Origin of the sequence: Sporosarcina thermotolerans (assembly GCF_030067815.1) — a bacterium.
Taxonomy (GTDB): domain Bacteria; phylum Bacillota; class Bacilli; order Bacillales_A; family Planococcaceae; genus Sporosarcina; species Sporosarcina thermotolerans.
The window spans coordinates 2,265,247-2,284,101 of sequence record NZ_CP125968.1; the positions used below are offsets into that span (position 1 = coordinate 2,265,247).

Annotated in this window: 17 protein-coding genes, 1 other RNA gene and 3 pseudogenes; 18 read left to right on the forward strand and 3 right to left on the reverse strand. The window is 41.2% G+C overall.

The window, feature by feature from the left end; translation table 11 throughout:
- Positions 1–11 precede the first annotated feature (11 nt).
- The 10 genes from panD (at position 12) to QNH10_RS12925 (ending at position 8,173) form a co-directional block, all read left to right on the forward strand.
- A complete protein-coding gene (gene panD / locus QNH10_RS12880) occupies positions 12–392 on the forward strand; it encodes an aspartate 1-decarboxylase (protein ID WP_283731855.1) in 381 nt (126 codons plus the stop codon).
- 155 nt (positions 393–547) lie between these two features.
- Complete coding sequence (locus QNH10_RS12885) at positions 548–1,708, forward strand: exonuclease domain-containing protein (protein ID WP_283731856.1); 1,161 nt, start codon at positions 548–550, stop codon at positions 1,706–1,708.
- Entirely contained in the window at positions 1,669–2,841 is a 1,173-nt protein-coding gene (locus QNH10_RS12890; RefSeq protein ID WP_283731857.1) for a hypothetical protein, read from the forward strand. Before QNH10_RS12885 ends, QNH10_RS12890 begins: the two co-directional genes overlap by 40 nt.
- Positions 2,817–3,320 carry a helicase C-terminal domain-containing protein gene (locus QNH10_RS12895; protein WP_283731858.1) on the forward strand — a complete coding sequence of 168 codons (504 nt, stop codon included), beginning with the start codon at positions 2,817–2,819 and terminating at the stop codon, positions 3,318–3,320. The genes QNH10_RS12890 and QNH10_RS12895 overlap by 25 nt, the downstream gene beginning before the upstream one ends.
- Before the next feature lie 68 nt (positions 3,321–3,388).
- Positions 3,389–3,742 (forward strand): cell wall elongation regulator TseB-like domain-containing protein, encoded by a 354-nt coding sequence (locus QNH10_RS12900; RefSeq protein WP_283731859.1) that lies wholly within the window; start codon positions 3,389–3,391, stop codon positions 3,740–3,742.
- A gap of 165 nt (positions 3,743–3,907) precedes the next feature.
- On the forward strand, positions 3,908–5,101 hold the full coding sequence (locus tag QNH10_RS12905) for a pyridoxal phosphate-dependent aminotransferase (protein ID WP_283731860.1): 1,194 nt from the start codon (positions 3,908–3,910) through the stop codon (positions 5,099–5,101).
- Between the two features lie 24 nt (positions 5,102–5,125).
- Positions 5,126–6,421 carry an asparagine--tRNA ligase gene (gene asnS, locus QNH10_RS12910; RefSeq protein ID WP_283731861.1) on the forward strand — a complete coding sequence of 432 codons (1,296 nt, stop codon included), beginning with the start codon at positions 5,126–5,128 and terminating at the stop codon, positions 6,419–6,421.
- A gap of 31 nt (positions 6,422–6,452) precedes the next feature.
- Positions 6,453–7,163 (forward strand): DnaD domain-containing protein, encoded by a 711-nt coding sequence (locus tag QNH10_RS12915; RefSeq protein ID WP_283731862.1) that lies wholly within the window; start codon positions 6,453–6,455, stop codon positions 7,161–7,163.
- Positions 7,164–7,173: 10 nt separating this feature from the next.
- On the forward strand, positions 7,174–7,824 hold the full coding sequence (gene nth, locus QNH10_RS12920) for an endonuclease III (protein WP_283731863.1): 651 nt from the start codon (positions 7,174–7,176) through the stop codon (positions 7,822–7,824).
- Positions 7,817–8,173, forward strand: a complete 357-nt coding sequence (locus QNH10_RS12925) for a YpoC family protein (RefSeq protein WP_283731864.1) — start codon at positions 7,817–7,819, stop codon at positions 8,171–8,173. The genes nth and QNH10_RS12925 overlap by 8 nt, the downstream gene beginning before the upstream one ends.
- Positions 8,174–8,202: 29 nt before the next feature.
- Here QNH10_RS12925 and QNH10_RS12930 read toward each other — a convergent pair whose 3' ends face one another.
- The 3 genes and pseudogenes from QNH10_RS12930 to recU form a co-directional block, all read right to left on the reverse strand.
- Complete coding sequence (locus QNH10_RS12930) at positions 8,203–9,369, reverse strand: penicillin-binding transpeptidase domain-containing protein (RefSeq protein ID WP_283731865.1); 1,167 nt, start codon at positions 9,367–9,369, stop codon at positions 8,203–8,205.
- Positions 9,300–10,841, reverse strand: a complete 1,542-nt coding sequence (locus tag QNH10_RS12935; RefSeq protein ID WP_283731866.1) for a transglycosylase domain-containing protein — start codon at positions 10,839–10,841, stop codon at positions 9,300–9,302. The genes QNH10_RS12930 and QNH10_RS12935 overlap by 70 nt, the downstream gene beginning before the upstream one ends.
- A 19-nt stretch (positions 10,842–10,860) precedes the next feature.
- Positions 10,861–11,464: pseudogene (recU, locus tag QNH10_RS12940) on the reverse strand (Holliday junction resolvase RecU).
- A gap of 169 nt (positions 11,465–11,633) precedes the next feature.
- Here recU and QNH10_RS12945 point away from each other — a divergent pair.
- From QNH10_RS12945 to QNH10_RS12980, 8 genes and pseudogenes are all read left to right on the forward strand, one after another.
- A complete protein-coding gene (locus tag QNH10_RS12945; protein WP_283731867.1) occupies positions 11,634–12,002 on the forward strand; it encodes a YppE family protein in 369 nt (122 codons plus the stop codon).
- Positions 11,999–14,262 (forward strand): annotated as a pseudogene (locus QNH10_RS12950) (DEAD/DEAH box helicase). Before QNH10_RS12945 ends, QNH10_RS12950 begins: the two are co-directional and overlap by 4 nt.
- A gap of 195 nt (positions 14,263–14,457) precedes the next feature.
- Complete coding sequence (locus QNH10_RS12955; protein ID WP_283734635.1) at positions 14,458–14,694, forward strand: DUF3977 family protein; 237 nt, start codon at positions 14,458–14,460, stop codon at positions 14,692–14,694.
- Positions 14,695–14,761: 67 nt separating this feature from the next.
- Positions 14,762–15,220 (forward strand): GNAT family N-acetyltransferase, encoded by a 459-nt coding sequence (locus QNH10_RS12960; RefSeq protein WP_283731868.1) that lies wholly within the window; start codon positions 14,762–14,764, stop codon positions 15,218–15,220.
- A gap of 198 nt (positions 15,221–15,418) precedes the next feature.
- Entirely contained in the window at positions 15,419–16,645 is a 1,227-nt protein-coding gene (locus QNH10_RS12965) for a ribonuclease H-like domain-containing protein (RefSeq protein ID WP_283731869.1), read from the forward strand.
- Positions 16,646–16,781: 136 nt separating this feature from the next.
- Positions 16,782–17,078 (forward strand): cell division regulator GpsB, encoded by a 297-nt coding sequence (gpsB, locus tag QNH10_RS12970; protein ID WP_283731870.1) that lies wholly within the window; start codon positions 16,782–16,784, stop codon positions 17,076–17,078.
- 78 nt (positions 17,079–17,156) lie between these two features.
- Positions 17,157–17,553, forward strand: an RNA gene (gene rnpB, locus QNH10_RS12975) — RNase P RNA component class B.
- Between the two features lie 151 nt (positions 17,554–17,704).
- Positions 17,705–18,830: pseudogene (locus QNH10_RS12980) on the forward strand (THUMP domain-containing class I SAM-dependent RNA methyltransferase).
- The last annotated feature ends 25 nt before the right edge of the window (positions 18,831–18,855 follow it).

Genomic DNA, 18,855 nt, shown 5'->3' on the forward strand with positions numbered 1-18,855 from the left:
GGATGGTTCGTATGTTCAGAATGATGATGAACAGTAAACTACACAGAGCAACTGTCACGGAGGCAAACCTCAATTACGTAGGAAGTATTACAATTGACAGTGACTTATTGGACGCTGCTGGAATGCTGCCAAATGAAAAAGTCCATATTGTCAATAACAACAATGGTGCCCGATTTGAAACATACATCATCGCCGGAGCTCGGGGAACTGGCGAAATCTGCGTGAACGGAGCCGCAGCAAGATTAGTCCAACCGGGTGATATCGTCATCATCATTTCCTATGTGTATGTCTCGAATGAAGAAGCTAAAACTCACCAACCAACAGTCCTTCTAATGGATGAGAAAAACAGCATCAAAGAAATAATCACAGAAGCCCCTGGAGTAATTGCGTAAGCTATTAGGAGAAAAGCTGGTGAAATGGCATAGCCAAATCATCAGCTTTTCAAGTTTAAGGAAAGTTTATATGAACCGAACACCTAAATAAGCAATCACAGCCTGGAATATGATACAATCTGCTGTAGTATTTGATACAGGAAGTTGATGATTGAATGGATAACCGTACATACGCAGTTGTTGATTTAGAAACGACCGGGCACTCGCCTTCAAAAGGGGACAGGATCATTCAAATCGCAATTGTCTTCATAGAGAACGGCATAATCTCTCGAAAATATGCCCGTTTCGTAAACCCGGAACGTGAAATCCCTTTATTTATCCAACAATTGACTTCAATTACGGATAATGAAGTCATTTCGGCTCCTACATTTGAAGAAATCGCACAAGAAGTTTCCGATCTACTACAAGGAACTGTCTTTGTCGCGCATAATACTGACTTTGATTTATCATTTTTACAAAGCGAATTCAAACGGTGCAAAGTTGCAACATGGTCCGGGAAGAAAATTGACACAGTTGAATTATCCAAAATTCTATTCCCTTCCTCTTCCAGTTACAGATTACAGGATTTAGCGGAAGAATTAGATATCCCGCTTTCAACCGCGCATCGGGCTGATGATGATGCAGAAGCAACAGCACACTTATTATTGGCAGCCCTATCTAAACTGCAAACATTGCCGGAAGAGACATTGAACCTTCTACACAGACGCTCGTTTTCTTTACGATCGGATATTTCTTCCTTGTTTTATGAAGCCTTGAAATCAGTCAGGCAGGGAAGTAATGCCACAAAATTACCGATGTTCAGAGGGATTCCATATCGCGACGTGAACAAACCGCTTAGTTCTGTAACTGTTCGTACGACGTTTCCTATTAAGGACGATGAAAAAGTACAATTATTGAAAAAAGGATATCCTTCTTTTGAATATAGAAAATCTCAACTATCATTCATGGACACTGTTTGGGAAGCCCTTCAATCAAACAAAGAAGTGATTACCGAGGTACCGACAGGAATCGGGAAGACTGTAAGCTATTTGCTACCTGCGGTAATTCACTCGCTTCAAACTGGAAAACCGGTCGTCATAAGTACGTTTACAAATCATTTAGTTGATAAAATATTGGAAGATGAAGTGAAGCGTATCCGCAAAATTTTAGATATTGATTGTACTGCAACGGTTTTGAAAGGCAAAGAACAGTATATTTCGTTCGGCAAATTCGAAGAACTCCTTCGAATAACGGATGAATCGTATGATGAGACATTTACAATCATGCAGGTGCTTGTTTGGTTAACAGAGACCGTACCGGGGATGTCAACGAATTGAATGTTTCTGGAGGCGGACAATTATTTATTGACCGAATCCGCAAACGGACGTCTAAAATGTTGGAAGATGAAAGATTGGCGGACTATCATCTAAAGATGATTGATGCCTGTGGTAATTCCAATTTAGTCATTACAAATCATTCAATGTTACTGTCCGATTCGAATCGAGAACAGAAGATTTTCCATTCGTTTTCGGGCTTGATCATTGATGAGGCCCATCAATTCATTCATACAGCCATACGCTCAAATGAAATTGTACTTTCCTATATGAACTGGAAATATGTCATAGGTCAGATAGGATCGGACGCGGAAGGTCAATTGCTGCATAAAATAATGAAACTTCACAATCGTTTCAGTAATTTTGGGAGTCATGTATTTGATAAGCTTGGCACAACTTATGAAAAATTCACCCATGTATTTGATGATGTTGCTTATAAGTTGTCAAATCATCGAACAAAAGCACGCGGCGGGCAGCATGGAAACCGTGTGATTTTTGCACTTGATGAAGTACGGAATGAGCCGATTTTTGCAAAAGTAGCTGAAAAAATGGCTGAATATATAGAGGTACTCCAAACGATCCAATCACAGCTAATAATTCACAAATCAAAGATGTCGAATCGTGAAGTGGCACTTCTCTCGGAATGGGAATATTGGCTAAGGGAATTGAAGATCAAAGCTGGAGAATGGGTCGAAATATTTTTAGATGATCGTAATGATAACTTTACCGTTTGGATTGAAAAAGATAAACGGAGTCTACCTGGTAGTCTGAGTATTGTAAAAAGTCCTATTGATGCTTCGGTAATGATAAACGAATTTACTACACGGATGGAGAAAGAGAACATCGGTATTATATGGACATCAGGAACTATGACGATTACTAATAATGAACGATTTGTAGTAAAGCAGCTTGGAATTTCAGACGGTGTTCCTATTAAGACTTTTGCTGCCCCTCAGCATTTTTATGATAAAGCAGCCATATTCATTGTCGACGATATGCCATCCATTCAACATGTATCGCAAAACGATTATATCGAAGCTGTAGCCGACGCAGTCGTCCAAACGGTGATAGCGACTGGGGCAGATTATTCGTTCTGTTCACTTCCCAGGATATGCTTCGAAAAACGTATGAACTGATTTTAGACAGTGAATTATTAAGGGAATACGCATTAATTGCACAGGGAGTTAGTTCGGGTAGTCGGTTGAAACTATTGAAGTCGTTCCGCCAATTCGACAAATCGGTTTTATTCGGCACAAATAGCTTTTGGGAAGGTGTCGACGTACCAGGCGAGGCGCTATCTGCCGTTATCATTGTCCGATTACCATTCACATCTCCTGACGAAATGATATTCAAGGCACGTGCGGCAAAGCTAAATGCAAATGGTGGGAATCCATTCACTGAACTTGCGTTGCCAGAAGCGATTTTACGTTTTCGACAAGGGTTCGGCAGATTGATCCGCTCGTCTGAAGATAGAGGATTTTTCATCATTTTAGATAGGAGAATTGAAACGAAGTCTTATGGGAAAAGCTTTTTGAATGCTTTGCCTTCAGTTCCTATTAAGAACGTCTCACTCGAACATATGGTTAAGAACCTCGAAGATTGTTATAATGAATAGGAATCCAAAAGAAAGCGGGATGGGAAAGTTTTGGAATTTGTTTTTTCGTATATAGGAAATGATGCACTATGCTGAACTGGGTCAAATTCATCGTTGCCTTCCTTCTTGCCTTATCACTTTTCATCACCGTCATCGTTTTATATAATGCGAATAAACCTTTTTCTACCGTACAGAAAAATGCGGAAGATATTGCCTTAAAGAATGGGAATCTCCAAACGGTTGACCGCATGGAAATTTACAACGGTACCATTTCCATGGTGACTGTTTACGGAAAAGATGCCGATGGTAATGAAAAAGCGATATTTATTGAAGAAAAAACGGAAAAGGTTCTTGATGAAGTAGATTTAAAAGACGGAATGATGCAAAAACAGCGCTTGAAACAGTCAAATCCGAACTTCAAATGGAGAAAATCCTGCATGTAGTATTAGGCCTGGAAGAGGGGCATCCTGTATGGGAAGTCGCATTCAAAAGTGAAAACGGCAAACTGAATTATGTGTATGTATTTTTTGAGAATGGCGAATGGTGGAAACGAATCTTAAACCTATAACCTATCCATTCACTGATAAAGATACTAGGGGACGATTCAATTGACAAAGAAATTAGCCGATAGGGTTAGCACATTATCTCCGTCATCAACACTGGCCATCACTGCGAGAGCTAAAGAGATGAAAGAATCAGGGATTGATGTAATCGGCCTCGGCGCCGGAGAACCTGATTACAACACTCCAACAAACATTCTCGAAGCGGCAATTGCCTCCATGAAAGAAGGAAAAACAAAGTACACTCCTTCTGGCGGTTTACCAGCATTAAAGGATGCTGTCATAGAGAAACTGAAAAAAGACCAGCAATTGAATTTTACACGCAAAGAGATTATGATTGGCATCGGAGCAAAACATGTCCTTTATACATTATTCCAAGTAATTTTGGATCCGGGAGATGAAGTGATCATTCCAACCCCTTACTGGGTAAGCTATCCAGAACAGGTGAAGTTGGCAGGCGGTGTTCCAGTGTTTGTGGAAAGTACTCCTGAATCTCAATTCAAGGTCACTGCAGAGCAGTTAAGTGCAGCAGTTTCTTCAAAAACAAAGGCAGTCATCATCAATTCTCCAGGTAATCCGACAGGGATGATTTATTCCCATGAAGAACTTCTTAGAATCGCAGAAGTCTGCAAAGAAAAAGATATTTGGATCATTTCGGATGAAATCTATGAAAAACTTATCTATGGCGGCGAGAAACATGTGTCGATTGCACAAATTTCCAATGACGCTAAGGAAAGGACATTCATTATCAACGGGGTATCCAAATCGCATTCTATGACAGGTTGGAGAATCGGTTATATTGCTGGTAATCAGGAAGTCGTCAGTGCAATGACAAACTTGGCAAGCCACTCAACTTCCAATCCTACTACTACTTCACAATATGCGGCGATAGAGGCCTATAACGGACCTCAAGATACTGTTGAAGGTATGCGAAAGGATTTTGAATCAAGACTCGAGCGCATCTATCCACTGCTTCAGGCAATCCCGGGCTTCAAGGTCATCAAACCACAAGGGGCATTCTATTTGTTGCCGGAAGTTTCGGAAGCAGCCGCAAAAACAGGGTTTTCCTCTGTTGATGAATTCGCTTCCGCATTATTGACCGAAGCGAAAGTTGCAGTCATCCCAGGTTCGGGCTTTGGCTCACCTGAAACAATTCGATTATCCTATGCAACATCTATTGACTTATTAGAAGAAGCAGTAAAACGAATCCATTCATATGTAGAAACGAATTGGAAAGAATAATAGCAGATATTTACGGAGGTACTTATGAAAACAATTATGATTCACGAAATGCCCGATCATGTAGGGGAAACAGTCCGCATCGGAGCATGGTTAGCAAACAAACGTTCAAGCGGTAAAATCGCATTCCTGCAACTTCGTGACGGTTCAGGCTTCGTTCAAGGAGTTGTCGTAAAAGAAGCAGTAGGCGAAGAGGTATTTGCAAAGGCTAAATCCGTTCATCAGGAATCTTCACTTTATGTCACTGCTGAAGTTACGGAAGATGAGCGCTCATCATTCGGTGTTGAACTGCAAGTGAAGGATATTGAAATCATCAATGAAGCAGTGGATTATCCAATCACACCGAAGGAGCACGGAACTGAGTTTTTGATGGATAACCGCCATTTATGGCTGCGTTCTCGTAAACAGCATGCCGTCATGAAAATTCGGGATGAAATCATCCGCTCGACATATGAGTTTTTCCATATGAACGGTTTTGTGAAAATAGATCCTCCTATTTTAACTGGTTCTTCACCTGAAGGAACGACGGAACTATTCCATACGAAATACTTTGATGAAGACGCTTATTTATCACAATCCGGCCAACTTTATATGGAGGCTGCTGCAATGGCGCTTGGAAAAGTTTTTTCTTTCGGACCAACATTCCGTGCAGAAAAATCGAAAACACGTCGCCATTTAATCGAATTCTGGATGATTGAGCCAGAAATGGCGTTTGTCCAACACGAGGAAAGCTTGGAAATCCAAGAGCAGTATGTATCGCATATCGTTCAATCTGTTGTACAAAACTGTCCATTGGAACTTGAGCGGCTCGGTAGGGATGTGTCGAAGCTTGAAAAGATTCAGGCACCATTCCCACGAATCACTTATGATGACGCAATTGAATTCCTTCATGGTAAAGGCTTTGATGATATCCAGTGGGGCGATGATTTCGGTGCACCGCATGAAACAGCGATCGCTGAAAACTACGATATGCCAGTATTCATTACGCATTATCCGAAAGATATTAAATCGTTCTATATGCAGCCGCACCCGGATCGCGACGATGTCGTACTTTGCGCTGATTTGATCGCGCCTGAAGGCTATGGCGAAATCATTGGTGGTTCTGAACGTATTTATGATTATGAATTGATGAAGCAACGTATTCAAGATCATAATTTGGATGAATCTGCATACAGCTGGTATTTGGATCTTTGTAAATATGGTGCTGTTCCACACTCCGGATTCGGCCTTGGATTGGAGCGGACAGTCGCTTGGATTTCAGGAGTGGAGCATGTTAGGGAGACTATTCCATTCCCACGTTTGTTGAATCGTTTGTACCCTTAATCGGAAAGATATATATAGTGAGGTGTTCGGAATGCAAGACGAAGAACGGCTCCGAATTTGGATTGAGCAGGGAAATGTTACCATTTCCCAGCTTTTTTTTCAGTATTATAAAGCATTGGATATAAAAGATTTGGATGCAATGTTAATCATGCATATGCTTGCTTTTCAAACGGAAGGTTCACAGTTTCCTACACCATTGGAACTCGCTGGACGTATGCATTTAAATGTGAATCAAGTATCTGAAATCATGCAACGGCTGATGCAACGAGGATTAATAGAAATCAAGCAAGATCAAGATCCTAATGGTGTTCTTTACGAACAAATATCTATGCATTCCTTATGGATTAAACTTGTAAATGTTGCCCTTGCCGAAAAAAAGACAATCGTTGAGGAGCAAACTTCTCAGAATGATGAGGGAGAGATCTTTACATTATTTGAACAGGAATTTGGTAGGTTGCTCTCCCCGATGGAATGCGAAACAATTACGATGTGGCTGGATGATGATCGACATTCCGCGGAAATTATAAGACAAGCTTTGAAGGAAGCAGTGCTTGCCCAAAAGTTAAGTTTACGGTACATTGATCGAATTCTTTTCGAGTGGAAGAAAAAGAATATAAAAACATTATCAGATGTGGAAAAGCAATCTAAATCATTTCGGACCGCAATAATACGTCCGGCATCTAAGCAGGATAGCAGCGTTAAGAAGGTGCCGTTTTATAATTGGTTGGAAGAACGGGAATAGGTGATGGGACATGTTGACAAAGAAAGAATGGGAAATCTGCCTTGAAGAAATTGGTAAGATGTTCCCAGATGCACATTGTGAATTAGTGCATGATAATCCTTTTGAACTTCTTATTGCAACTTTACTTTCAGCACAATGCACAGATGTTCTTGTGAACCGGGTGACAGCTGATCTATTTCGTAAGTATAAAAAACCTGAAGACTATTTGGCTGTTGAAATTGAAGAATTGCAAAATGACATTCGGTCAATCGGTCTATATAGAAATAAAGCAAAAAATATTCAAGCATTAAGTGTTCTTCTAATCGAACAATTTGGTGGGGAAGTACCCGCTGATCGTGATTTGCTGACGACGTTCCCGGGAGTAGGTCGGAAAACAGCAAATGTTGTTGTATCCAATGCGTTCGGAATTCCCGCAATGGCTGTTGATACACATGTAGAGCGTGTAGCAAAGAGACTTGGGATGAATCGTTGGAAGGATACACCATTAATGGTGGAAGAAAAAATTATGCGCTGGACGCCGAGGGAAAGATGGACTGATACACATCACCAGATCATCTTCTTTGGAAGATATCATTGTAAAGCGCAAAATCCCGCCTGCCCAGAATGTCCACTTTTACCGTTATGCAGGGAAGGGAAGAAACGGATGAAAAACCTTGCTTAACTATAAAAATAGGGATCATGAAGTGTTAAATTCTTATTGGGATAAGTGGCTTGGGTTAAGTGATGAGATTGCGGCAGCTCTGAAGCAGAAGGATCGGAAGGTAGTGCCATTGATGGAAACTGCCATTAATAACTATTCAGAAATGCTTAGTTCTTTCGTTTTTATTGAGCCCACTGCGGTTGAAGATACATCGCAAGCCATTGAACCATTGAATGGACATGAACGATTACTGTTTATCCGTGAAAAGATGAATAGGGAGTTTGCTTATATTCAATTAAAAGCCTTATATTCCGAAGCACAGAAAAAAGCTGTCAGCTTATTGGCAAGAAACATGATAAAAAGCCGGTAAAGGATTCAATCCTTTACCGGCTTTATTATTTACTGGCTACCATCATCGGTTCCATTGTCTGGTTCGCCATCATCTCCGGAACCGGAATCATCTCCACTGTTACCGGAGTCACTCCCGTCTTCATCCGGGTTGTTGTCTGAACCGTTGTTGTTGCCGTCATTTCCATTGTTGCCTTTGTTACCATTATTACCTTTATTGTTGTTTCCTTTATTATTGCCATTGTTATTCCCGTTATTTTCTTCGCCTTGATCATTGCCTTGATTGCCATCTTCATTGTTAAATTCAGGTTCTTTTTGCCCTTCAATCAGAAGTGAAGTGGAGGCAGGACTACTTTCAATATCGCCCGCGATTGCCTTGACATAAAAGACATACGTATGACCCAACTCTACTCCAGAGAATGTCACGGTTTGATCGGTAGTCGTCGTCATTTTTTGCACTTCGCTACCGTCCATCGCGACAGAAACTTCAAATTGGACTGGTCCAAGAAGTAATTCTGTATCTGGACCTTTATGTGTCCAGTTAAGTATTACTGAATTTGTCTCATTGTCGTATTCCGCTGATAATCCAGCCGGTGCATCTAACTCAGTCAGGTATTCCTTATCCATTTTTGTTGGAACAGTTCCGCGTACAAATAGTTCGGTGCTTCTTAATGCATCCGGAGTTGACCTGCTTGCAAGGATTGTAGGATTCGAACCTTTCACAATTGTTGCCTCTTCCACTGAGCTTGGTTGTTTGAAATGTGGCGTCTTCTTGCCCGCGACAAGATCAGTCATTACCGTTCTGAATAGGATTTGAGGTACATAGCGACCACGATCGAAAGTTGTAATTGGGGTCGTATAATTTTTGTAACCTCCCCAAACGGCAATTGTATATTCTGTTGTATAGCCGGTGAACCAGCTGTCGGGAACATCAGAGTTCTTCAAGCCAAGTTTCTTTTTAGCATCGGCATCATAGTTTGTCGTACCCGTCTTTCCAGCCATATCTAAGCCTGAAACATTTGCTGTTTTCCCTGTTCCCATTGTGACAACATCCCTTAAAATGTCTGTCACCATGTATGCTGTAGAATCTTTCATGACAGTTACCGGGTCAGGGGAAAGTTTTATGTTTGTTTTCCCATCTCTTAAAATTACATTTTTAACCGCATGGGGTTTCGTATAGATACCCCCGTTACCGAAAGCGGAATAAGCTCCTGCCATTTCAATTGTAGAAAATTGGCCCGTCCACCACCGATAGCTATGACGGATTCCAACTTATCATAAGAAAGCCCTAGTTTGCTTGCGAATTGGACGGCTTTTTTTGCTCCAACTTCTTCAAAAACTTTGACAGCGGGGATGTTCCTAGATTTATATAATGCTTCCCTTGTTGTAATAGGGCCTAAGAATTTACCATCGACATTCCGTATCGATATATTCGTTCCCCTATATTTATAAGGTTCATCCACTACTGTATGAGCTGTTGACCAGTTTTCGTTTTCGATAATAGGGCCGTATGAAAGGATAGGTTTAATAACCGAACCAGGCTGTCTACGATTATCTGAAGCGAAATTCAGGTTTCGACCCGAAAAGTTACGACCGCCGCCAATCGCAACAATTTCACCTGTTTTTGTATTCAATACAGTCATTCCAGCTTGCATTTCATCTGATTCGTAAATATTTGAATTGATAGCTCTTTCAACCGACTGTTGTGCCTTAGGATCAAGCGCAGTTTGAATTGTTACGCCTTCTGATAGAAGATCCATCATGCCGGCAGCTTCCAGTTCATCCAATACGATATCTACATAAGCAAGATATTGAGAATTGGAATCTTCTCGTTGATCTTCAGGAACAAGGGTCTGAGTAACAGGAATTGCTTTTGCTTCTTCCATCTGTTCTTTTGTAATTTTCTCGTGTTTGTACATTAAGCTGAGAACTGTGTTTCGACGTTTTTCCGCACGCTCTGGATTTTTGAATGGATTATATCCATTTGGAGATTGTGGTAAACCAGCCAACATCGCCATTTCATGAAGCTCAAGTTCATCTAACTTCTTTCCATAGAAATATTGTGCGGCAGTGCCGAAACCATGTACCCTCCCGGACATCAGGATTTTGTTGAAGTACATTTCAAAAATATCTTCTTTTTCATATTCCCTTTCCAATTTAAGCGCGAGCCATGCTTCCTGTGCTTTTCGCTTTAAGGTTTTCTCATCGGTTAGAAAAGAGTTTTTAATAACCTGTTGCGTTAACGTTGAAGCACCTTGCGAACCGAATCCACTTCTAAAGTTCGCTAAAACTGCTCCGCCGAGTCTCCAAAAGTCCATACCATGATGTTTGTAAAATCGTACATCTTCAGTCGCAAGAATTGCATTTTCCATTTCTTTTGGTATTTCATTGTAAGGGACAAACTCCCGCTTTTCAGCTCCTAATTTCATGAAAACATTTCCGTTACGATCGGCAATATTGCTTGTAATCGGATCTTTCAAAAGACTTTCATCCAAATCGGGTGCACTGCTTGCGTAAAAAGCGAAGAGTGCGAGCCCACCAATAAATACCGCAAGTCCGACGGCAATTATTGCTAAAATAATTTTCTTGATGACATTGCCATTTTTTTTAGGTTTTTTATTTTTTCCGCGTTTCCGTTCCGCTTCCATTTTTTGACGGCGGGCTGCGCGTGAATTTAAAGTATCACTCATATTTTTTCCTGCCTTTCGATCAATTGAAATTGTTTTGTAGTTTCTTTAAGGCTGATAGATAGTCAAGCCGTGGATTGTAACGAGCTTCTATTTCTATGGACATCTCCTCAATTTCAGAGAGTGTTATAGATTTTCTTCCGCCTTCTATCATTCTTTCCCACTTTTTTTCGAAGTACTCATAAGGCACAACGAAATAGCGATCTAAAACCGTGAATTTAACCAAGAGAAACGTGATTCCATTTTGCTCTGATACTTTCCTCATATGCTCTACTTGGTGTTCGTGGATGTTCTGCAAAGGGAAAGAAGTTCGATTTTTAGTCTCTTTCGCTTCAAAATCAATATATTTTCCATTCCACACTCCATTATAATCCGTTGTCGATGGTGACCTGAAGTATGCTTCCGTAATAACAGCGGCACTGCGGCAGGATATTTCACATTCACGACCTGGATAGGGACAGGTTTTTTATGGATAACCGCTATGTTGTTGGACAAGTAATATTCATTCGTATCATTCAATTCATCTTCAAGCGTTTTTCCGCGGTTGCTGAACGATGGATTTGTTTTTTTCTTCCGGTTTCCAACTGTTGAACAGGGACGTATTTCTTCCCATTCGGATATCGTATCGTCATACCTACCACCTCGTATCACTATCATACCATAATGATTGGACGGATTATCCTTATAAAAGTTCCGTGTTAACATGAATTCCCAAAGAATATACGTTCGTTGAACTTGGTGTCTCCGTAAAATTTTGATAGACTAAAGGAAAGAATCCGGGAAGGAAGAGATCACTTGAATCTTATAGAGAAAACGGAACGGCTCCTTTCGGTATGTGAAGAATGCCTACCAAGACTTTTAGCTATGCGGGAATTGGAAGAGGAGCCCGATTTTTTTAATGAAGTGAAGCCATATGCAGATGAAAACCATAAATTAGTAGACGATTGGACGGAGGAAATGAGGACATATATTCGCACTGAAAAACCAAGATACGTCCATATCCATCAAGTTGAATCGTTGAATGAATCGATGAAACAATTCATTGTACAATCCTTTTATGCGAAAACGGGAAAGAAGCGATTTGTGCTTTCCATAAATTCTGCCACATACACACTTAAAACGGTGTTAGAAGCATTGGAATCTGAGAGGGGTTACAGCGAATGAAGCAGGGAAGTGTCCGTGAGATAGTCAATCATCTCTTAACGGATCCTGAGTTATCGCCAAACATTAGCCACTATCAAAAGATTCCTGGGAAGTCTGCCACATACGCACCTTTTCCGTCAAGTCTTCATCCTTCAATTGTAAAGGCGCTTAAGGAGAAGGGGATCGAAAAACTTTATAGCCATCAACGTGTTGCTTTCGATCTTGCCGATTCAGGCAATTCGATAACAGCGGTGACGCCGACCGCTTCAGGTAAATCATTATGTTATCATCTGCCGGTCCTGCAAAGCATTTTGGAGGACGATTCATCACGCGCTCTTTATTTATTTCCGACAAAAGCTTTAGCACAAGATCAGTTGGCCGATTTACATGGATTGATCGAGGCAAGTGGAGAAACGATACTGAGCTATACGTATGATGGAGATACAGCACCCGGTCTAAGGACAAAAGTTCGGAAGTCCGGCCATATCGTTTTGACGAATCCGGATATGCTGCACTCTGGAATTTTACCTCATCACACGAAATGGGTTTCACTCTTCGAGAACTTGAAATATATCATCATTGACGAGTTGCATACGTATAAAGGAGTGTTCGGTAGCCATGTTGCGCATGTTTTAAGAAGGTTGAAACGTATTTGCAATTATTATGGCTGTAACCCGACTTTCATTTGTACATCCGCAACAATTGCCAATCCGAAAGAGTTGGCTGAATCATTGACGGGTACTGAAATGGAACTTATCTCGAACAACGGTGCTCCGGCTGGGGTTAAGCATTTTGTTTTCTATAACCCTCCAGTCGTCCATAAAACATTCGGGATTCGGAGAAGTGCCATTCTTGAAGTACGAGATATCGCTTCCTTCCTTTATAGGGAGGGTATTCAAACAATAATCTTTGCAAAAAGTAGGGTACGTGTTGAGATGCTCGTAACCTATATGAAGGAATTAACGAAGAAAAAACTTTTCGATGAAACAATCATGGGCTACAGGGGCGGTTATTTACCTTCGGAGCGCAGGAAAATCGAAAAACGATTACGCGAAGGCGAAATCAGAACAGTGGTCAGTACAAATGCGCTTGAATTGGGAATTGATATTGGGCAACTTCAGGCATGCATAATGACCGGTTATCCAGGAAACATCGCCAGCGCTTTTCAACAAGCTGGAAGGGCAGGGAGAAGGCAAGATGATGCTTTAATCATTTATGTCGCTCAATCTATGGCGCTCGACCAATACATTATTCAACATCCAGATTACTTATTGGGACAAACTCCAGAAGAGGCTCGGATTCATCCAGATAATATGCTTATCCTAATGGATCATTTGAAATGCGCTTCATTTGAATTGCCTTTCACACTGACCGAAACATATGGTGAATTCGAAGTCCAAGAACTACTTGCTTTTTTAGAAAGCGAAGGCGTCCTAGTCCGAACTTCAGATAAATGGCATTGGATGACAGACCGATTCCCAGCAAGCGAAATCAGCCTCCGTTCCGCCTCTCAGGAAAATGTCGTCATCATAGACAGAACGATTCCGAAAGGGACAGTCGTAATAGGGGAGATGGATCGCTATAGCGCGATGACCCTTTTGCATGAAGAGGCGATTTATATCCATCAGGGAAAACAGTATCAGGTGGAGATGTTAGATTGGGAAGAGAAGAAGGCATATGTCACAGAAGTGGACGTGGATTACTATACGGATGCAAATCTTGCGGTTGAGTTGAAGGTCATCAGTGAGGATGAAAGAGAGCAATTAGGCGAAGCTACGACCGCTTTCGGCGATATTGCGGTCCTGGCCATCCCGACGATATTCAAAAAAATCCGGTTCGATACACATGATAATATCGGCTCTGGCCCTATCACTCTACCAGCAGAAGAATTGCATACCTCATCCACATGGTACACATTCGACACCCCTGAAGGCTGGAAGGAATCCGATTTGACGGATGCGTTGACAGGGGCAGCATATGCGATTCAATCATTCATTCCGTTATTCGTCCGATGCGATCGAACAGATATCCATGTAGTTCCGCAAGTAAAAGCGATCCATACAGGTAAACCGACCATCTTCATCTACGATAGTTACCCGGGAGGCATTGGGTTAAGCGAAAAGCTTTATGGCAGGTGGAGAGACTGATCGGCAGAACAGCAAAACATGTCGCTGGCTGCGTTTGTGAAAACGGCTGTCCGGTTTGTATCGGTGCTCAGGAAGAAGGCGTGAAAACTGCTAAACGGCAAGTTAGTGCGTTGCTGCATAAATTAGTGCAATAAAAAGAGGGGTTGAAGCTTTGTTACATGGCTTCAACCCCTTTAATAGGCAAATTACATTTTCGCATTTTATCTTTTGAATTGCCTTTGCATGATTATTTGGTTCACGATAACGCTGAAGTTATCGATGTAATTAATGTTCGACCATCGCGCTCAAAAAGGGATACGTATAAGACAGGTTCGGTAGGAGATGGTTTTTTGAAATTTATTGAGTTTGGAATTGGTAATACATGGCTCATTAGGACAGAGACAGAATTAGAGAATGGAACCGAATATGAGGAAAAAGGGGTTGTGGGTCCAATACAATACCACTCTTTATACTTTAGAATTTGGATTGGTAAAACCGTTTTTATACTTGACTCAAAAGAAGGTTTTAAACGGACACAAAAATCTCGAAAGGCGATTAAATTAATTGTGGGTATATCAAGTACTTGAATTCCTTGTATTGAAGTAGGACGGTAATCTATCATAATTTTGTTGTAAAGGAAATGTGAGTTATAAAATGGATATTAGAAAACTAAATAACGGTGAAAAAATCCCCTTAGACTTGTTGTTATTGGCCGACCCTTCAAGAGAAAGTATAGAAGAGTATGTCAACAGGGGCGAATGTTATATAGCTGAAATTGAACAACAGATTGTTGGTGTTTACGTATTACTTCCAACAAGACCAAAGACAGTGGAGCTGGTGAATGTTGCAGTCGTGGAAGAGCAACATGGAAGCGGCATAGGCAAACAGTTGGTGATGGATGCTATAAATGTTGCCAAGAAAAAAGGATATAAAACAATTGAAATTGGAACCGGAAATTCAAGCATCGGACAACTGGCCCTTTATCAAAAATGTGGATTTAGGATTGTTGGTATCGATATTGACTTTTTTGTTAGACATTATCCCAAAGCAATTTTCGAAAACGGTATTCAGTGTAGGGATATGATTCGTTTATCGCAAGATTTGTCGGAGTAAATTAGTTTTTCTTCTAAAGTAATGAGTATTCCTGAATGGCCGGTCAAGACAATAAGCCATTGAATACTACACCTCTCCATTCTTTTCTATGTTACGATATCCATAAAAGAAAGATAGAAAGGTGGGGATCAATGCGCCAACATAAATACTTGCAGCATATATCCTCAGTATTAAGACCTTTAATTGGAGGTACTTCAAGTGTCATATGAAGCCAAATTGATGCAGATGAAGAAGCTTCTGAAGAAAAAACCTGCCGAATCGAATGAAAAGCCAGAGGAACCGAAACGAAAAAGACCACCTTCTCCACCTTACGAAGAGAATTGGCTTGCGGCTGGCCTGACGAAAGAAGAAAATAAGTATGGAATTATCTATAAACGTGTAGTTACTTACGGACCGGAACACTTTCATGGAAAGTACAAACTATCAAGTTTATTGGGTACTGTGGAAAGTTGGCGAGAAGCAAATGAAATTCATCCTCTCGCTCCGGATTTATCCCGGCCCCTTGTTTTCTTCGATACAGAAACTACTGGACTTAAGGGTGCAGGGACACTAATCTTCCTGATGGGCTTTATCGAATACACTGAAACGAAATTCACGTTAACCCAATATGTTTTACCCGGTCCTGATCACGAGGCTGCCTTTCTTTACGCATCGAACTTCTGGAAAATCCCAATGTCGGTCGTCATGTATAATGGGAAAAGTTTTGACATGCCTCAAGTGGAGACAAGATGGACGATGAATAGAGATCATCTGCCGCCTTTATTGAAACATACGGAAATCGATTTGCTACATGGATCGAAACGGATCTGGAAAAACGAAATGGATACGTTCAAACTCACTGCCGTCGAGGAAGAACAGCTTGGTTTCTTCCGCGAAGGAGACATCCCCGGATATATGGCCCCAATTATTTACCAAGACGCGGTAAAAAACGGACGTCCAGAGATGCTGATGAAAGTGCTTATGCATAATGAATGGGATATCCTTTCACTTGTTACATTATATATCCGATCGACCAACCTTCTTCTTGAAGAACAGCAATTATCTTCGGCTAATTCCAAAACAAACATCGGGAAATGGTATCGAGATTTAAAATCCTTTGACCGAAGCAAAAAGGTTCTTGGCGATGTCATTGCCGAATTCGGAGCAGAGGAACCTATGGCACATTTCCATATTGGCTTCATCCTTAAGAAAGAGAATCGTCATACGGAGGCAATTAGTTCGTTTAAAATTGCTGCTGATGGTATAGACGGAAGGGAAAGAATTATAGCTTTCGAGGAATTAGCCAAGCTGTACGAGCATAAGGTAAAAGAGCTGGACACGGCATTGCGTTATACAAGGATGGCGATTAAATTGCTGAACAACAATTCCGACTTCCCAGAACGTTTCAAAAGAGAATGGGAAATGACTTCGAATACAGGGAAATAAGATTGCGGAAGAAGCTATTTCCCGGGAAGCGCATCAACCGACAAAAACCGTCTTTTAACACTGAAAATAAAAGACACAGATATACAAAATATGCTATACTTGCGATACGTAAACACAGATGGAAGGGCGTCATTTTATGGAAATAAAACTCGATACGAAAACAATTCTTGAAAAAGAATTCAAAACGGGTCTACGCGGATACAATCAGGAAGATGTTGACTTATTCCTTGACCAAGTTATACAGGATTATGAGGCTTTCAAAAAAACGATTTCCGAATTGCGAATGGAAAACGAAAGATTGAAAGATGAGTTGGCTGCACAGGCTAAACGTCCAGCTGCCACTAACACTAATACAACTAACTTTGACTTGTTAAAGCGGATTTCGAATTTAGAAAAGCATGTTTTCGGTAGTAAACTATACGACTACGAGTGAACACGTTGCAAAGAAAAGCAATAAATTAATCAATTGATATTTAATGAAAAAAGCTGTATACTGTTAAGACCATAGTGTGAATTCAGGTAATCGCTGCAACATACGTTGTAGAGGAAAGTCCATGCTCGCACGGTTCTGAGATGACCGTAGTGTTCGTGCTCGGCGAAAAAAATAAGCCGTGGCTTTGTGCATAGCACATTGACGGCGGGGATAAGTCCTAAGTGCGCTTGCCGCATATGGGCGAGGTTCCCTGAAAAGTGCCACAGTGACGTAGCTGGTTCGGAAACGGGTCAGATGGAACGCGGTAAACCCCACGAGCGAGAAACCCAAATTATGGTAGGGGCACTCTTCTGAAGGAATTTAACAGATGAAGGGACAGACATCATTTTAGATGGGTCTGTAGATAGATGATTACCACCCTAAGTACGAGGCGCAAGCCGTTTGAGTACACGGGAACAAAACATGGCTTATCGAATTCACGATGGTTCAACATAACAATCAATGCTCTCCGTACGCTTGGAGAGCATTTCTTCATTAATTGGGAAATTATTTGATAAAACTTACACAGACTATATAAGTATATAGCAACTGCCTATACATACGTTATGAATTGGAGTTGGACATGAATGGCTAATTATAAATTGGTAGCTACGTCTGCAATGGGCCTTGAGTCAATTGTTGCGGATGAAGTGAAGGAACTTGGTTTCCAAACTAAAACAGAAAACGGAAAAATATACTTTGAAGGCGACGAAACAGCAATCGCAAAAACGAATATGTGGCTTCGTGTCGCTGACCGCGTACGCGTCATAGTCGAGAATTCCACGCAACAACATTCGATGACCTATTCGAACAAACAAAAGCACTTCCATGGGAACAATATCTACCAGTCGACGCAAACTTCCCAGTAGCTGGAAAATCAGTCAAATCCGCGCTTTTCAGTGTCCCTGACTGCCAGGCAATCGTTAAAAAAGCAATTGTCGAACGGTTGAAGACTGCCTATCACAGGACAGGCTTTTTAGACGAATCGGTCCATTATTCAAACTTGAAGTATCAATTTTAAAAGATAAGGTCACTCTAACAATTGATTCGAGTGGTACCGGTTTGCATAAGCGCGGCTATCGTATCGGACAAGGGGACGCACCACTGAAAGAAACGCTGGCAGCCGCCCTCGTCAAATTGACACGCTGGAATCCCGATCGGCCATTTGTCGACCCGTTTTGTGGATCGGGTACAATTCCGATAGAAGCGGCAATGATTGGCCAGAATATTGCACCGGGCTATAACCGTGAATTCAGTAGCGAACATTGGCCATGGATGAATTCTACAATTTGGGACCGTATACGAGAAGAAGCAGAAGACATAGCAAAGTACGATCAACCACTGGACATTAAAGGATTCGATGTCGATTCAAGAATGATAAAAGTAGCCCAGCAAAATGCCGTCGAGGCCGGTTTTATGGACTTGATCCGTTTTGAACAACGGGACATTAAAGATTTATCGGTTGAAGGTTTGAACGGCGTTCTTGTCGGTAATCCTCCTTATGGAGAACGGTTGGGGGAAGTTGAAGAAGCAGAGGAACTAACGCAGATTATGGGCCATATTATGGATAAGTATCCTTCATGGTCCGTTTACATGCTTTCCTCCTTGGAAAACTTCGAAACGATGTATGGTAAAAAAGCGACTAAGAAACGTAAATTATTCAATGGCTTTATCCGAACGGACCTTTATCAATATTGGGGTCAGCGGAAATAAGATTTAGTTAACGGAAGAGGATGCC

Coding starts and splice junctions, on each gene's coding strand:
- panD (WP_283731855.1), top strand. CDS start 12: ATGTTCAGAATGATGATGAACAGTAAACTACACAGAGCAACTGTCACG.
- QNH10_RS12885 (WP_283731856.1), top strand. CDS start 548: ATGGATAACCGTACATACGCAGTTGTTGATTTAGAAACGACCGGGCAC.
- QNH10_RS12895 (WP_283731858.1), top strand. CDS start 2,817: ATGCTTCGAAAAACGTATGAACTGATTTTAGACAGTGAATTATTAAGG.
- QNH10_RS12900 (WP_283731859.1), top strand. CDS start 3,389: ATGCTGAACTGGGTCAAATTCATCGTTGCCTTCCTTCTTGCCTTATCA.
- asnS (WP_283731861.1), top strand. CDS start 5,126: ATGAAAACAATTATGATTCACGAAATGCCCGATCATGTAGGGGAAACA.
- QNH10_RS12915 (WP_283731862.1), top strand. CDS start 6,453: ATGCAAGACGAAGAACGGCTCCGAATTTGGATTGAGCAGGGAAATGTT.
- nth (WP_283731863.1), top strand. CDS start 7,174: ATGTTGACAAAGAAAGAATGGGAAATCTGCCTTGAAGAAATTGGTAAG.
- QNH10_RS12930 (WP_283731865.1), bottom strand. CDS start 9,369: ATGGCAGGAGCTTATTCCGCTTTCGGTAACGGGGGTATCTATACGAAA.
- QNH10_RS12935 (WP_283731866.1), bottom strand. CDS start 10,841: ATGAGTGATACTTTAAATTCACGCGCAGCCCGCCGTCAAAAAATGGAA.
- QNH10_RS12960 (WP_283731868.1), top strand. CDS start 14,762: ATGGATATTAGAAAACTAAATAACGGTGAAAAAATCCCCTTAGACTTG.
- gpsB (WP_283731870.1), top strand. CDS start 16,782: ATGGAAATAAAACTCGATACGAAAACAATTCTTGAAAAAGAATTCAAA.